A 14181-nucleotide genomic window follows, 5' to 3' on the forward strand; every position below is an offset into this window, starting at 1 on the left:
ACCTGTCTTGAATGTCTGGTGACAATGGCGAAGAGGTCACACCCGTTCCCATACCGAACACGGAAGTTAAGCTCTTCAGCGCCGATGGTAGTGAGGGGATTCCCCTTGCGAGAGTAGGACGTTGCCAGGCGATATCGTTCCGCAGTAGCTCAGTGGTAGAGCAATCGGCTGTTAACCGATCGGTCGTAGGTTCGAATCCTACCTGCGGAGCCATGCTTCCATAGCTCAGCAGGTAGAGCACTTCCATGGTAAGGAAGAGGTCACCGGTTCGAGCCCGGTTGGAAGCTTTCCTGTGATTTTTTTGGCCCGTTGGTCAAGTGGTTAAGACACCGCCCTTTCACGGCGGTAACACGGGTTCGAATCCCGTACGGGTCATCCTCAATGGAGGTTTAGCTCAGCTGGGAGAGCACTTGCCTTACAAGCAAGGGGTCGGCGGTTCGATCCCGTCAACCTCCACCATACTTAAACAAGCCGGCTTAGCTCAATTGGTAGAGCAACTGACTTGTAATCAGTAGGTTGTGGGTTCAAGTCCTACAGCCGGCACCAGCAGCGGAGGGGTAGCGAAGTGGCTAAACGCGGCGGACTGTAAATCCGCTCCCTCAGGGTTCGGCGGTTCGAATCCGTCCCCCTCCACCATTTAATTTTGAATAGTTTTTGTATCGTTGGATATCCTAATAATGTTCACTCATCATTGGGCTATAGCCAAGCGGTAAGGCAACGGACTTTGACTCCGTCATGCGCTGGTTCGAATCCAGCTAGCCCAGCCATTATTGTTGATCCTTTTGAAGGATTTTTTATTGTTTTTTGATGAGCCATTAGCTCAGTAGGTAGAGCATCTGACTTTTAATCAGAGGGTCGGAGGTTCGAATCCTCCATGGCTCATTTTTTTGTATTTGCGGAAGTAGTTTAGTGGTAGAACACCACCTTCCCAAGGTGGGGGTCGCGGGTTCGAGTCCCGTCTTCCGCTCTATTTGCCGGAAGATATGGGGCCTTAGCTCAGCTGGGAGAGTGCCTGCATCGCACGCAGGAGGTCAGCGGTTCGATCCCGCTAGGCTCCATTTTCAGTTCAGATAGGAAGCTTACGTTTTTTGCCTTAAACCGTTAGGTTTGAGGCTTTTTCTATTTGGATCAGCTCTAGATACATTATCATTTGATTCTTAATTTAAGTAGGAAGAAAATGTTTCTAATTTTAAGACAAAATAATGATATTCTTGATTTTAATCTAATAGACTTTCGTTTGGACGAACTTTCGCATTGCGGATGTTGTTTACAAACAAAATTGTTCGAAGAGTGGGAAAGATTCTGCTGTACTTGAAATTCAAAAAATCTCTTCCAAATATCAAGCGGCCATAGCAGCGGCTGCATTTATGTCCATTTCATAGACAGCAGCCTCCTGCATACGAGGTTGCTGCGTTTATTTTGGACTTTGAGATTCATACAGATTCAAAAGCTGATCCAGCTTTACACTTAATGCAAGCACTTCATCATTTGCAAAAGAAGTTTTCATTGCCTGGGAAATCATTTCTACTCGGCAGTTTTCAATTTGAAGAAGCAAGTCATGTTCTGTTGTTGACATTGTCTATCACCGCTTTTGCTGATTTTTATTATTATCATATCCGTTTTCAAAAATGTGCAAACTTGATTAGGTCAATATTTGTTATGATGGAAGAGAAGATTTTTGAAACTTTCTTTTTCGTTGATTCGTATTTATATATTGCCGCTGGAGCGGGGGTACAAGTGAATGGATGTTTTTATTAGAAAAAAAATAAGGCAAGTGCTTAAGGGCGATCAGAACGCATTTGGAGAGATTGTGGAAATTTATAAAGATAAAGTGTATCAGCTTTGTTATCGGATGCTGGGAAATCGGCATGAGGCAGAAGATGTAGCACAAGAAGCGTTTTTACGTGCTTATCTCAACATTCGACGGTATGATGAAAATCGAAAATTTTCAACCTGGCTGTATCGAATTACGACCAATCTTTGCATTGATCGAATAAGAAAGAAAAAACCGGACTACCATTTAGATGCAGATATAGAAGGATCTGAAAATTTAACGCTGTATTCGCAAATTGCTTCATCCAGCCACCTGCCGGAGCAAGAAGTAGAACATATGGAATTACAAGAGTCGATTCAGCATGCGATTTTAAAGATTTCTGAAAAATACAGAGCGGTCATAATATTAAAATACATGGAAGAATTATCTGTCGAAGAAATCGCAGGAATATTAGATATGCCGGTTGGGACGGTAAAAACAAGATTACATAGGGGCCGAGAAGCTCTTCGAAAATATTTGCGCAAATTATAGCGAGGGGATGAGCTATAAGATGAACGCAGACTGCCAAAAAGAAATAACGCGCTATATGCATGAGTATTTAGATGGTGAACTGCCAAAAGAACAAGTTGTCAAACTAAGGGAACATTTGGAGCAATGCCAAGATTGTCATCAGCATTTTCAAGAATTGAAACAGTCTATTATGTTTGTGAGGGGTCTTTCCAATAGCGTGAAAGCTCCTGAGCATTTTACCGAAAATGTTTTATCTCTGTTGCCAAAAGAAAAAAGAACGATAAAACTGCAGAGATGGTTCCACCTCCATCCATTTTTGACTACTTGCGCTATATTTTTTGTGTTTATGATGGGGGCGTTTGTCGCTTTATGGGAGCAAGATCAACAGTTTTCATTTACGAAGCAGCCCAATCTTGTTGTGAAAGGAAATACGGTCATTGTTCCAAAAGGGAAAACAGTGAAGGGAGATCTTGTTGTTCGGAACGGAGACATCCGAATTGAGGGAGAAGTGGATGGGGATGTTACGGTCATTAATGGTGAAAAATATATGGCGTCTGCCGGAAAAGTGACCGGGAATATACAAGAGATTCATCAGATGTTTAAATGGCTTTGGTTTCATATGAAAGAATTGGTAGCGCAGTGAAAGGCATCTTAAGCTCTTAAAATAATTCCAATCTTGTCCCATTGTTTGATTTAAGTTCGATGTCTGAAGTATGATATAATAAATTCATTGGAAAGAGGCCCCTATACGGCTATTTTTCATTACATTATTGGAGGATGTAATATGCCGTTTTTAAGGAATTTTGATAATTTTTCAATACTGGATTATTTATCCAATATTATAGATATTTTGCTTGTTTGGTTTGTCATTTACAAAATACTGACCCTTATACGTGGAACAAAAGCTGTTCAGCTGCTGAAAGGAATTTTCGTCATCATCATTGTTCGAGGTTTCAGCGGCGTCCTTGGCTTTCATACTTTAAGTTGGATGATGGAACAGGCTTTGACATGGGGTTTTTTAGCCGTCATCATCATTTTTCAACCGGAACTCAGGCGAGCGCTGGAACAGCTGGGGCGGGGAAGATTCTTTTCGCGCCGCAGTTTAGCACAAGAAGATGAAGAGCAAATGCATCTCATTGAATCCATGGCCAAAGCGGTGAACTATATGGCTAAGCGTAGAATTGGCGCGCTCATTTCCATAGAAAGGGAAACGGGGATGACCGATTATATTGAAACGGGGATCCCTTTAAATTCTAAAGTATCCTCCGAATTATTGATTAACATTTTTATCCCTAATACACCACTACATGACGGGGCGGTCATTATCCAAAAAAATCAAATTGCAGCTGCTGCTTGTTACCTGCCGTTGTCTGAAAGTCCCTTTATCTCTAAAGAGTTAGGAACTAGACACAGGGCTGCCCTCGGTATCAGCGAAGTGACCGATAGTTTAACCATCGTGGTATCAGAGGAGACAGGCTCCGTTTCAGTCACGAAAAATGGAGAGCTGCATCGAGATCTATCTGCAGAAGACTTCCGACAACTTTTGGAAAAAGAACTGCTCCTGGGAAAATCGAAACATGGATCCTCGACTCTGTGGAGCTGGAGGGGAAAACGAAAAAATGGATAGATGGATTGAAAGCCCTTGGGTATTGAGAATTTTAGCGCTGTTTTTGGCAATATTATTATATATGTCAGTTAACGCGGAAGAAGTGGATTTGAAGAAAAAAACGGAAAATGTTCCTAACGATAATGTTGCGACGATAGAAGATGTGCCGGTGGATGTATATTACGATTCGGATAATCTTGTGGTATCCGGAGTCCCACAAACAGTAAGTGTAACGATCGAGGGTCCAAAAAGCATTGTACAGTCCACAAAAGCGCTGAAAGATTTTAAAGTGTATGTGGATCTATCCAATCTAGGGGTAGGGACTCATGATGTTCCTATAAAATATGACAATATATCGAATCAATTAAAAGTGAAAATTGAACCTGCTTATGCAGAGGTTTCCATTCAAGAAAAAGTGACAAAAGAATTTAAAGTGGGAGCGGAAATCAGCGATGGCATGCTGGGGAACGGCTACCAAGTGGATAGTTTGTCCGTCAGTCCTAAAACAGTGGAAATCACCGGGGCTAAAGACGTAATTAATCAAATTGCGTATGTGAAAGCAACCCTTGACAGCGATGAGCTGATCGATGGTGAATTTACAGGAAAAGCAAGGGTGCGTGTACTGGACAGCGAGTTGAATAAATTGGATGTAGCTGTCGATCCCGAGACGGTGGAAGTAACAGTAAAAGTCAAAAATCCAAATAAAAAAGTGCCCGTGTCTGTAAAAGAAATAGGGAATCCTCCGGAAGGCGTGAGCATTAAGGATATCGACATAGATCCAAAAGAAGTAACCGTCTACGGCAAAGAATCGGCATTGGATAAATTAAATAATGTGGAAATCAATATAGATTTAAGTAAAATAAAAAGGGATACGGTAAAAGAGGTTCCAATTCATTTGAAAGAAGGCTTGAATTATGTTTCGCCTCAAAAAGTAAAAGTTGTCGTTTCAGTGGATAAAAGAACCAAGCCAAAAGAGGACGAGAACGGAACTGCTGAAATTACGCCTGATGACAATCAAACTCAAACAAACGACACAAATTCACCGAATTCCGTCATAACGAAAACGATTGCTGATATCCCGATCGAAACTCGAGGGTTAAGCAATGATTACGTTCTTGATTCGATGTCTCCCTCAACTGTAAATGCGGAGGTGACCGGGGAAGAGAGCGTCGTCGACAAATTGAGCAAAGACGATTTTTCCCTGTTCATAGACCTTTCCGGTTTGACAGTGGGGGAACATCAGCTAAAGATTGAAGGAGACGGACCCAACAATACAGATTGGAAACTATCGGATGATCAAGTAAACGTTCAATTATCGGTAAAAAAACGTTAGTATACCTGGATGGATAGTTTATAAAGGAGCGATGAAGATAATGGGAAAATACTTCGGTACGGATGGAGTTAGAGGGGTGGCTAATTCGGAGTTGACGCCTGAGTTAGCTTTCAAATTAGGGCGTTTTGGCGGCTATGTGCTCACGAAAAACGCGAAACGACCTAAAGTATTAATTGGGCGAGACACCCGTATTTCCGGCCACATGCTGGAAGGAGCGCTCGTAGCAGGTCTGTTATCGATTGGAGCGGAAGTGATGCGTTTAGGTGTTATCTCCACTCCGGGTGTTGCTTTCTTGACAAAAGTAATGGGAGCTCAAGCGGGCGTTATGATTTCTGCTTCTCATAATCCAGTGGCTGATAATGGCATCAAATTTTTTGGTCCGGACGGTTTTAAACTTTCCGATGACGAGGAATTGGAAATTGAAAAGCTTTTAGATGCGAATGAAGACAATCTTCCTCGCCCGATTGGAAAAGAACTTGGACAAGTAACGGATTATTTTGAAGGCGTGCAAAAATATATTCAGTATTTAAAACAGACTGTGGATGAAGATTTTGAAGGAATACATATTGCGTTGGATTGTGCTCACGGCGCAACCTCTTCGCTGGCCACTCATTTGTTTGCGGATCTTGAAGCCGATCTGTCGACAATGGGTGCGTCTCCAAACGGATTAAATATCAATGACGGAGTAGGGTCTACTCATCCGGAAGCGCTGGCGCAATTCGTAAAAGAAAAAGGCGCGGATGTAGGTTTGGCCTTTGACGGTGACGGCGATCGTCTTATTGCAGTGGATGAGAACGGCCAAATCGTCGATGGCGATCAAATCATGTACATCTGTGCAAAGTATTTACAACAAGAAGGCCGTTTAAAGCAGTCGACCGTTGTGTCAACCGTTATGAGCAACCTTGGGTTCCATAAAGGACTGGAAGAGTTAGGAATCAAGAGTGTACAGACGGCTGTCGGCGACCGCTACGTTGTGGAAGAAATGAAGAAAAACAACTACAACCTAGGGGGCGAACAGTCGGGACATATCATTTTCCTTGATTATAATACAACGGGCGATGGCCTTTTGACCGGGCTGCAGCTGGTGAACATTATGAAATTAACCAAAAAACCGTTATCCGAGTTGGCAGCAGAAATGAAAAAATTTCCTCAAAAACTTGTAAACGTCCGTGTTACCGATAAACATAAAGTGTTGGAAAATGAAAAGGTGAAAAAAGCGATTCAAGAAGCGGAAGAAGAAATGAAAGGAAATGGCCGTATCCTTGTCCGGCCGTCGGGAACGGAACCTCTTGTCAGAGTGATGGCGGAAGCTCCTACAGAAGAAGAATGCAATCGCTATGTTGAAAAGATCGTCAATGTGGTAAAAGAAGAAATGGGGTTAGATTAATATATAGATAAATGATATGCATAAGGAAACATTTTGATTCCTTATGCATATTTTTTATAAAGAATGTGTATTTCTTCGCAATCTTTGATGTTTTTAGTTGACGAAATCCAAAAAAATAGTGTATGATTAACGTGTTTTGAATAAGTTTCCAAAAGGAAAGGAGGATCAAGGTTTAGCACGTTGTTTTGATAATAATAGCGCCCGAACTAAGCCCAGAGCGGAGAAAACAGGCTTAGTTGACGAGGAGGAGGTTTATCGAGTTTTCGGCGGATGCCTCCCGGTTGAACGCACAGCCGTGAATTCTCTTCTTAAAACATCAGGGCGACCTGGTGGACAAAGGAAGGGAAATGCGATTTCAAGATAGCAGTCGGATGTACTGACGAATGTTGATAAAATTGAAAACGGAGATAAGGGGGCAGAAACGCCCCCGCGATTTCTTGCCCCCTTGTCTAAAGGGAGGAAGAACACCATGTGCGGAATTGTTGGTTATATTGGTAATCAAGATGCGAAAGAAATTTTGTTAAGAGGTCTGGAAAAACTTGAATATAGAGGCTATGATTCTGCTGGAATTGCCGTGAATAACGGCGAAGGCGTTCATGTGTTCAAAGAAAAAGGCCGTATTGCCGATCTGCGCAACAGTGTGGATAATAGTGTGAAAGCGAATATCGGAATTGGGCATACTCGCTGGGCTACACACGGAGTGCCAAGCAAAAGGAACGCCCATCCACATCAAAGTGCTTCAGGCCGTTTTACGATCGTTCATAACGGTGTAATCGAAAATTATGAAGAATTGAAACAACAATATTTGCAAGATGTTCCTTTGCAAAGCGATACGGATACGGAAGTCGTTGTTCAATTAATTGAACTGTTCGTCAACGAAGGTATGGAAGTCGAAGAAGCTATTAGAAAAACATTGAAACAAATTAAAGGTTCCTATGCAATTGCAGTGTTGGATGAACAAAATGCGGATACGATTTTTGTAGCGAAAAATAAAAGCCCGCTTCTTGTCGGCATCGGCGAATCCTTTAATGTAGTCGCTTCTGATGCGATGGCAATGCTTCAAGTAACGAATCAATTTAAAGAATTGATGGACCAAGAAATGGTCATTGTAACAAAAGATCGTGCAGTGATCAAAAATCTTGATGGAGAAGTAATCGAACGCGCTCCATTTACAGCTGAACTTGATGCAAGCGACATTGAAAAAGGTACTTACCCTCATTATATGTTGAAAGAAATTGACGAACAGCCGCTAGTTATCCGCAAATTGATTCAAGCTTACCAAAACGAAAACGGGGAATTAGAAATTGATCCTAAAATCGTAGAAGCCTTGAATCAATCGGACCGTCTCTATATTATAGCGGCCGGTACGAGCTACCATGCTGGTCTTGTTGGAAAACAATTGATTGAAAAAATGGCAAAAATTCCTGTGGAAGTTCATGTTGCCAGCGAATTTAGCTACAATATGCCGCTTTTATCTGAAAAACCGATGTTTATTTTCATTTCCCAAAGCGGTGAAACAGCAGACAGCCGTGCCGTTTTAGTTGAAACGAAAAAATTGGGCTATCCGGCGTTGACGATTACCAACGTACCGGGTTCGACATTGTCACGGGAAGCCGATTATACATTGCTTCTCCATGCCGGTCCGGAAATCGCCGTAGCATCGACAAAAGCGTACACAGCACAAATTGCTGTACTTGCTATCTTGGCGAACGTAACAGCGAAAGCACGCAATATTGCAGTTGATTTTGATCTAGTGAAAGAGCTGGGAATCGCAGCCAACGCAATGGAAATTCTTTGCGATGCCAAAGATGAAATGGAACGAATCGCTCGGGAATATTTGGCAACTACACGCAATTGCTTCTTTATCGGCCGTTCTATCGACTATTTTGTCTGCTTGGAAGGTGCCTTAAAGTTAAAAGAAATTTCTTATATCCAAGCAGAAGGTTTTGCCGGCGGTGAACTGAAGCACGGTACGATTGCCTTAATTGAGGAAGGAACGCCTGTTATCGCACTGGCTACACAAGAAAACGTGAACTTAAGTATACGCGGAAATGTCAAGGAAGTCGTTGCTCGCGGCGCTAACCCTTGCGTGATTTCCATGAAAGGATTGGAAAGGGAATCAGACCGTTTCGTCATTCCGCAAATTCACGACTTGTTAACACCTCTTATCTCTGTTGTTCCGTTACAGCTTATTGCTTACTACGCAGCTCTGCATCGCGACTGCGATGTCGATAAACCGCGCAACCTGGCAAAAAGCGTAACGGTGGAATAAAATAAGTTTTGTTCGTTGTGACCTATTGTTAAGTGACAAAAAAGTTGTATACTGAACAAAAAAGTCGTATACTCGACAAAAAAGTTGTATACTCCATTTTGATTCGCCAAAATATTTTAGGATAATAATTTAAATAAAAAATTATGCCTCTAACGTTTTAACGTTAGAGGCTATATTTTTAGGAGGAAGATCTAGATTGAATAAAGAAAAATTTTTAGCTATCTGTCAAGTTGTTTTTGGCAATTTAAAATCACATAATTATACTTTCATCAGGATCACTATTTTCAATAGTTTTTGTTAACCTTGTAGTATCTGGACCTAGATACACTTCATCTCTATCTTCACTCTCGATCGTAAAGGTGCGTTTAGTGGTATCGGGACCTATAAAATACTCATTTTCATCACTATTCTCAATTGTTGCTGTTTGACGCGTTGTTTCTGGGCCGAAATACATCTCGTCTGGATCGATGTTTTCAGTTGTCTCTGTCATTATTGTTGTTTCTGGACCTATTCTTAATGCTTTTATGTTCTTTTGCTCATCAATATAGTTTATTTGTGTTTCATTGTCATAATACAGAACTGGAACCTTCTTTAAGTAGTATTCTTCAGCGTAATTAACTATTTCATTAATAACGAAAACCTTAGTAAAAAAGAGACAGCAAGAAGGTTAAATGTCAGTATTGAGACAGTAAGGAGATATTTGAATGGTTTTGAAAAACAACCCAAAAAGGAAGCGCCTACAATAAAAAAATTAGATGAACTAAAAAAGCGATGGTTAAATCTTGTTGAGCAATATCCGAACTATTCTCAAAATCAAATTAGGGAGTTAGATAAGGGGTTGTATACATTATTATATTATTACGCTAAAGAATGGTTACAACAAAATTCTCCGAAGGGAAAAACATATCATAACGGAAATAAAAGATTTAATTGGGAGGAAAGAGATAAACAGGTATTACCACTAATTAAGAAAGCTATAGAGAAAATTCTAAATGAAGAAAAGCCTATCCGAGTAACACTCTATCGAATTGCGCAAGAAGCAGGTATTTCAGGATTAAAATCAAAGTTGGAAAAAATGCCGGAGACTAAACAGTATATTCTGTCAAAACTTGAAAGTGTCGAGCAATTTCAGTTAAGAAGAGCAAAATGGGCAATTGAAATGATAAAAAAACAAGGAATGCATGTTTCTAAGAGCAAGGTTATGGAAATGGCTAATCTGCACAAAGCATCAATCGAAACTATGTCTAAAATTGATAAATTAAAAGAAAGTTACAATTGCTAAATAAAAATGGTTCTTACGTAATCTTGATGATATAGGGGTTAATAATCAAGAAATGGGCATATAACATTTTAGATTAACTTAATGTCTAGTTTTCTTTCTCAACTCTAAACGACCTTATATTTCCTGCAAGATAACGTAGGGACCGTTTTTTATTACATAGGCTCTTAACTAATTATTTTGATTATAAACGAAAAGAGCACATAACTGGTTTTTTGGTGAATCATTTATCTGTCTCGATTTTTAATGTGATGCTATTTATATAGCTAAGTTGGGAAGAATTGCAAAAATAAATCAAAATGATAGACGCACGAGCAAAGATCAATGCCAAGGGTAATATGTTTAATTACATTTACAAATTATTATCGATATTCTGGAAAACGACTTTTTTGATAGTTCTCAGCTTTTGAGGTTGTTTCAAACTCTAAGGAACTAAAAAATGAAAGCTAACGTTAAGCTAAAAAGTAACGAATTATGGAATTAAAAGAGCATGAGGTTGGTGAAAAAATGTCGAAAAAAGGAGAATTATATCGTATAATATAGTAGTTATAAATACCTAATCTGTTATTCCTGTATTGTGATAAGGATAAGCCACTTTCATAATAAAGGAATAGGGGGAGCAATATGTTAGACGAACAAGGGATGGCTTTACAGGGCACTATACTTTTAGATGACATTATACAAAATAAAAAGTTTTATCATGTATTCCAACCGATTTACGCATTGAAAGATTGGCATTTATTTGCCTATGAAGCTTTATTGCGCTGCGAGTTTGTTCAAAATCCTGAATTGCTTTTTCAACTATATAAGTTGAATTAAAGATTTACAACTGAACACACAAACGATCGATCGTTTGTTCTGGTTTCTGGTTGATTCGCTGAATAAAGGCTTGGACATTCTTTCTAATTTCTTGCACACTCGAATAGAACACGTTGTAAATCACGTCTGATTTCAGCCATTTCCATAGCCCTTCAATCAAGTTCAATTGCGGACTGTATGGTGGCAAAAAGACGAGCTCTAACCGATCTTCGTGTTCTTTTAAAAATGGCTGAATGAGTTTGGCATGGTGAATTCGAGCGTTATCTAAAATCATCACTATTTTGCCTGTGGGATAGCGTTCTAACACAAGTTGAAGAAATCGAAGAAATGTTTCCGCGTCATAGCATTCTTCTTCGATGCAAAACACTTCCCCTGTTTCGTAGTTCAACGTGCCAATCAGCTTCAGCCCTTGATGTTTTCCAAACGTCGGAATGATTCGTTGTTTTCCTTTGACAAACCATGTTTTTTGAATCGCTTGGTAATCACGAATCATCGACTCATCTTGAAAGAGGACATGGGCGATGTTCCCATCTACCAGTTTTTTTTTACTTCAGGGAAGGTGATTTCGACGAATTCTTTTTGTTTCTCTTCATCGGCATTGGCTAGTGTATAGGTCGGTTTCGTATAGCTTAGCCCTAACCGATGCAGAATGTCACTTGTTCCGCGAAGCGTGTATGTTGGCCCCCACTTTTGTTGAATGAGTTCAGCGATTATCGCAAGCGTCCAATTATATTTTGCTTCGAATCCCACATCTACGGGGAGCTGATGTTCAATGATCAAAGCCAGCTCTTTTTCCTGCTCAGGGGTCAATCGACGTGGGGCGCCAGGTGAGTATTTCATCTCCAGTCCATCAAGACCGCGCTGGGCGTAGGCATGAATATAGTTATAAATAGTTTTCTTGGATCGACCAATAATCGTTGCGATTTCTCCTTTGGTATATCCCTGCAAATGAAGATAAATCGCTTGGTAGCGTTCATATGCTCGTTTACTTTTTGCTTCTTTCATGGCAGTGGACAACTTTTCGATCTCGTCTTTGTGATTTGGCATCATATTTTCTCTCCGTTCCCCTATTTTCTCTTTGTATTTATTCGCCGTGGAACGGGAGAAAACCTTTATTTCAATTTATATAGCAATGAAAAAAAACAGATTGTATGAATTAGATATTTCTTCAATTTTCCATGCTTTGACTTTGGCTCGCATGCAATATATTCAATTATTTATCAATGTTTATCCTTCGACTATAATTCATCCATCATTTCCCGATTTTTTACGAAAACTAAAGAGGATACGCTCCTCTCACCGAAATATTGTGCTAGAAATTAATGAATCGGAAAAAATATCGGATATTGATTTACTAAGGAAAGCGATACATTTTTTACGAACTAATGGTTTTTCTGTTGCCCTTGACGATCTTGGAAAAGGGGAATTTTCCCTATATACCGTCATGGAGCTTGAACCAGATTTTGTGAAATTAGACCGATATTATTCTATCGATTTATCGATTTCTATAGAAAAACAAAACGAAATTCAAATGATTTTGAACGTTTGTCAACAAAAGAATATTTATTTAGTGTTAGAAGGAATCGAGGAACCGAAAGATTTAGCGATGGCTAAAAAATTAGGCGTTCATTTAGGACAAGGATATCTATTAGGAAAACCATTGCCAATCAACAAGATCCGCTAAAAGAAGGGGCAATTAGTGGTATGGAAATAGCAACATTGGAAAGTATATTGATTATGCTTCTGATGGTGCAGCCACTAATACACTGGTTTTATGCAAGACAATTAAGAAAAAAAGACTACCAAAAATTGATACATTGAAAAAATCATTGACCGATCTAAAAGCGAAGTGGAACGAAGTAGAAAGAAGGAGAGCGTTTCGCATAAAACTCCTAGATCAAGAATGTAAATTCGAATCAATTGGGTTTGGTGACAAATTGCTGGAACCATTAAAGCATAAAAAAGGAGAAGGAAAGATAAAAGATATCAGTTACTTGGGCATGAAATTGAGCTGTAAGTTAGATTTTCCTGTTAGAAAAAAGATTTTTTTGCGTCTCCATTTTGTTCTCTGTGATGAAGAGTTTTCTTTGAAAGGAAAAATTGTGAGAAAAGAGGAACGAATGGACGATATTTTTTACGGAATTGAATTCATTGAACTGCATCATCAAGATCAACAACGTTTATATCAAGTCATAAGAAAATTAGAATTAGAAAGAAAGAAGAAATAAATGTTACACGAGCTGAAACTACAGCAAATCATTTTCAAACAAAAGTTTAAACATATGAATATTCGCTGTATACCGTTGATCTGAAGAGAAATTTTAGTTACCAGGTGAAGGGAGGGGGAATGAATAATGGGGGTAAGTCCATATATGTATTTATTTTCACATCGTTAATAGCAACTTTAGTTATTAATTACTATTTTTCTTTACTATCGCTATGGATGCTTCTTTTAATACCTGCTGTTGCAATTGTATTTTTATCACCAACATGGAAAACAACCATCGTTGTTGGGATATTAGGGTTTATTCTTATCATTCTTTCCGAATTTTTATTTCATCAAAGGCATCTATTGTATCAAGACATAATTTATCTCATCATAACAGGAATATTAGAATGGATCATATTCACGGTTATTGCCTTTTTTCAAATAAAGACGGAAAGAGTGATAATCGAACTGGGAAATTTTGCGTTAACCGATCCGCTTACTGGAATCTACAATCGTAGATATTTGGAATTATATATGGAAAAAATAATCCCTTTATCCCAAGAACAAGAGCAAACAATGACATTAATCATGTTTGACATCGATCATTTTAAAAAGATTAATGATACCTATGGTCACCACGCTGGAGATATGGTGTTACAAAAAATAGCTAGGGTTATAAAAGGGGTTATTCTTCATTCTGACGTATTTGTTCGGATAGGTGGGGAAGAGTTTATCATTCTTTTACCAAATTGTTCATTAGAGCATGGAATAAAATTTGCTGAACGAATTCGAAAAACCGTTGAAAACACCAAATTTATTTATAAGGGAATACGTATATTCGTAACGATTAGTATTGGAGTTACCGAATACACGGAAGGGCAAGACTTAGAGAAATTTTTGAAAAAAGCAGATCAAGCGTTGTATCAGGCAAAAGAAACGGGCAGAAACAAAGTAGTATGGGGTGAATAACACGATGGCATTCCAAAGCTAGA

At 39.3% G+C, this 14181-nt stretch carries 14 protein-coding genes, 10 tRNA genes and 1 rRNA gene; 22 read left to right on the top strand and 3 right to left on the bottom strand.

Annotation, left to right across the window (positions count from 1 at the left end; all coding sequences use genetic code 11):
- Nucleotides 1–14 precede the first annotated feature (14 nt).
- The 11 genes from rrf (at nucleotide 15) to N1I86_RS09640 (ending at nucleotide 1058) form a co-directional block, all read left to right on the top strand.
- A 5S ribosomal RNA gene (gene rrf, locus N1I86_RS09590) occupies nucleotides 15–130 on the top strand.
- An 8-nt stretch (nucleotides 131–138) separates the two neighbouring features.
- Nucleotides 139–213, top strand: a tRNA-Asn gene (locus tag N1I86_RS09595).
- Between the two features lies 1 nt (nucleotide 214).
- A tRNA-Thr gene (locus N1I86_RS09600) sits at nucleotides 215–287 on the top strand.
- A gap of 16 nt (nucleotides 288–303) precedes the next feature.
- Nucleotides 304–375: transfer RNA gene (locus N1I86_RS09605), tRNA-Glu, on the top strand.
- Nucleotides 376–383: 8 nt separating this feature from the next.
- Nucleotides 384–459 (top strand) — tRNA-Val (locus N1I86_RS09610).
- Nucleotides 460–470: 11 nt separating this feature from the next.
- Nucleotides 471–546 (top strand) — tRNA-Thr (locus N1I86_RS09615).
- A 5-nt stretch (nucleotides 547–551) separates the two neighbouring features.
- Nucleotides 552–636, top strand: a tRNA-Tyr gene (locus tag N1I86_RS09620).
- Between the two features lie 56 nt (nucleotides 637–692).
- Nucleotides 693–767: transfer RNA gene (locus N1I86_RS09625), tRNA-Gln, on the top strand.
- 42 nt (nucleotides 768–809) lie between these two features.
- Nucleotides 810–882 (top strand) — tRNA-Lys (locus tag N1I86_RS09630).
- A gap of 13 nt (nucleotides 883–895) precedes the next feature.
- Nucleotides 896–967 (top strand) — tRNA-Gly (locus N1I86_RS09635).
- Between the two features lie 18 nt (nucleotides 968–985).
- Nucleotides 986–1058, top strand: a tRNA-Ala gene (locus tag N1I86_RS09640).
- Between the two features lie 356 nt (nucleotides 1059–1414).
- Here the strand turns inward: N1I86_RS09640 and N1I86_RS16740 are convergent.
- On the bottom strand, nucleotides 1415–1576 hold the full coding sequence (locus tag N1I86_RS16740; RefSeq protein WP_081473101.1) for an aspartyl-phosphate phosphatase Spo0E family protein: 162 nt from the start codon (nucleotides 1574–1576) through the stop codon (nucleotides 1415–1417).
- A 165-nt stretch (nucleotides 1577–1741) separates the two neighbouring features.
- On the opposite strand from N1I86_RS16740, the gene sigW reads away from it, so the two are divergent.
- The 6 genes from sigW (at nucleotide 1742) to glmS (ending at nucleotide 8882) form a co-directional block, all read left to right on the top strand.
- On the top strand, nucleotides 1742–2305 hold the full coding sequence (gene sigW, locus N1I86_RS09650; RefSeq protein ID WP_341096042.1) for an RNA polymerase sigma factor SigW: 564 nt from the start codon (nucleotides 1742–1744) through the stop codon (nucleotides 2303–2305).
- A 19-nt stretch (nucleotides 2306–2324) separates the two neighbouring features.
- A complete protein-coding gene (locus N1I86_RS09655; protein ID WP_341096045.1) occupies nucleotides 2325–2927 on the top strand; it encodes an anti-sigma factor in 603 nt (200 codons plus the stop codon).
- Between the two features lie 141 nt (nucleotides 2928–3068).
- Complete coding sequence (gene cdaA, locus N1I86_RS09660) at nucleotides 3069–3911, top strand: diadenylate cyclase CdaA (protein WP_270584140.1); 843 nt, start codon at nucleotides 3069–3071, stop codon at nucleotides 3909–3911.
- On the top strand, nucleotides 3904–5223 hold the full coding sequence (locus tag N1I86_RS09665; RefSeq protein ID WP_341096048.1) for a CdaR family protein: 1320 nt from the start codon (nucleotides 3904–3906) through the stop codon (nucleotides 5221–5223). Before cdaA ends, N1I86_RS09665 begins: the two co-directional genes overlap by 8 nt.
- Before the next feature lie 40 nt (nucleotides 5224–5263).
- A complete protein-coding gene (glmM, locus tag N1I86_RS09670) occupies nucleotides 5264–6610 on the top strand; it encodes a phosphoglucosamine mutase (protein WP_340395812.1) in 1347 nt (448 codons plus the stop codon).
- A gap of 469 nt (nucleotides 6611–7079) precedes the next feature.
- Nucleotides 7080–8882: a glutamine--fructose-6-phosphate transaminase (isomerizing) gene (gene glmS, locus N1I86_RS09675; protein WP_341096052.1), complete on the top strand. Its 1803-nt coding sequence runs from the start codon at nucleotides 7080–7082 to the stop codon at nucleotides 8880–8882.
- Nucleotides 8883–9132: 250 nt separating this feature from the next.
- On the opposite strand, the gene N1I86_RS09680 is transcribed toward glmS, so the two are convergent.
- On the bottom strand, nucleotides 9133–9372 hold the full coding sequence (locus tag N1I86_RS09680; protein ID WP_003355043.1) for a hypothetical protein: 240 nt from the start codon (nucleotides 9370–9372) through the stop codon (nucleotides 9133–9135).
- Between the two features lie 135 nt (nucleotides 9373–9507).
- On the opposite strand from N1I86_RS09680, the gene N1I86_RS09685 reads away from it, so the two are divergent.
- Entirely contained in the window at nucleotides 9508–10164 is a 657-nt protein-coding gene (locus N1I86_RS09685; RefSeq protein WP_341097315.1) for a TnsD family Tn7-like transposition protein, read from the top strand.
- Nucleotides 10165–10785: 621 nt separating this feature from the next.
- Complete coding sequence (locus N1I86_RS09690) at nucleotides 10786–10980, top strand: hypothetical protein (protein ID WP_341096055.1); 195 nt, start codon at nucleotides 10786–10788, stop codon at nucleotides 10978–10980.
- Nucleotides 10981–10984: 4 nt separating this feature from the next.
- Here N1I86_RS09690 and N1I86_RS09695 read toward each other — a convergent pair.
- Nucleotides 10985–12030 (bottom strand): IS630-like element ISBs2 family transposase gene (locus tag N1I86_RS09695; RefSeq protein WP_076611651.1). Its coding sequence is split into 2 segments (ribosomal slippage): nucleotides 10985–11524 and nucleotides 11527–12030, totalling 1044 coding nucleotides; the frame shifts between segments, so codons are not numbered across the junction.
- Between the two features lie 97 nt (nucleotides 12031–12127).
- Here N1I86_RS09695 and N1I86_RS09700 point away from each other — a divergent pair.
- From N1I86_RS09700 to N1I86_RS09710, 3 genes are all read left to right on the top strand, one after another.
- The gene (locus tag N1I86_RS09700) at nucleotides 12128–12664 is read left to right on the top strand and encodes an EAL domain-containing protein (RefSeq protein WP_341096057.1); all 537 of its coding nucleotides are present in this window, start codon (nucleotides 12128–12130) and stop codon (nucleotides 12662–12664) included.
- Between the two features lie 316 nt (nucleotides 12665–12980).
- Entirely contained in the window at nucleotides 12981–13208 is a 228-nt protein-coding gene (locus N1I86_RS09705; protein ID WP_234395499.1) for a PilZ domain-containing protein, read from the top strand.
- Nucleotides 13209–13327: 119 nt separating this feature from the next.
- Entirely contained in the window at nucleotides 13328–14158 is an 831-nt protein-coding gene (locus N1I86_RS09710; RefSeq protein ID WP_003355039.1) for a GGDEF domain-containing protein, read from the top strand.
- Nucleotides 14159–14181: the final 23 nt, after the last annotated feature.

It is taken from the genome of Bacillus sp. FSL W8-0116 (genome assembly GCF_038003825.1).
GTDB classification, from domain to species: Bacteria; Bacillota; Bacilli; order Bacillales; family DSM-4216; genus Bacillus_O; species Bacillus_O smithii.

What these genes read in the sequence shown, in the direction of transcription:
- N1I86_RS09690 (WP_341096055.1), top strand. Translation starts at nt 10,786, where the DNA reads ATGTTAGACGAACAAGGGATGGCTTTACAGGGCACTATACTTTTAGAT.
- N1I86_RS09665 (WP_341096048.1), top strand. Translation starts at nt 3,904, where the DNA reads ATGGATAGATGGATTGAAAGCCCTTGGGTATTGAGAATTTTAGCGCTG.
- glmS (WP_341096052.1), top strand. Translation starts at nt 7,080, where the DNA reads ATGTGCGGAATTGTTGGTTATATTGGTAATCAAGATGCGAAAGAAATT.
- N1I86_RS09710 (WP_003355039.1), top strand. Translation starts at nt 13,328, where the DNA reads ATGAATAATGGGGGTAAGTCCATATATGTATTTATTTTCACATCGTTA.
- glmM (WP_340395812.1), top strand. Translation starts at nt 5,264, where the DNA reads ATGGGAAAATACTTCGGTACGGATGGAGTTAGAGGGGTGGCTAATTCG.
- N1I86_RS09680 (WP_003355043.1), bottom strand. Translation starts at nt 9,372, where the DNA reads ATGACAGAGACAACTGAAAACATCGATCCAGACGAGATGTATTTCGGC.
- N1I86_RS16740 (WP_081473101.1), bottom strand. Translation starts at nt 1,576, where the DNA reads ATGTCAACAACAGAACATGACTTGCTTCTTCAAATTGAAAACTGCCGA.
- sigW (WP_341096042.1), top strand. Translation starts at nt 1,742, where the DNA reads ATGGATGTTTTTATTAGAAAAAAAATAAGGCAAGTGCTTAAGGGCGAT.
- N1I86_RS09655 (WP_341096045.1), top strand. Translation starts at nt 2,325, where the DNA reads ATGAACGCAGACTGCCAAAAAGAAATAACGCGCTATATGCATGAGTAT.
- N1I86_RS09705 (WP_234395499.1), top strand. Translation starts at nt 12,981, where the DNA reads ATGAAATTGAGCTGTAAGTTAGATTTTCCTGTTAGAAAAAAGATTTTT.
- cdaA (WP_270584140.1), top strand. Translation starts at nt 3,069, where the DNA reads ATGCCGTTTTTAAGGAATTTTGATAATTTTTCAATACTGGATTATTTA.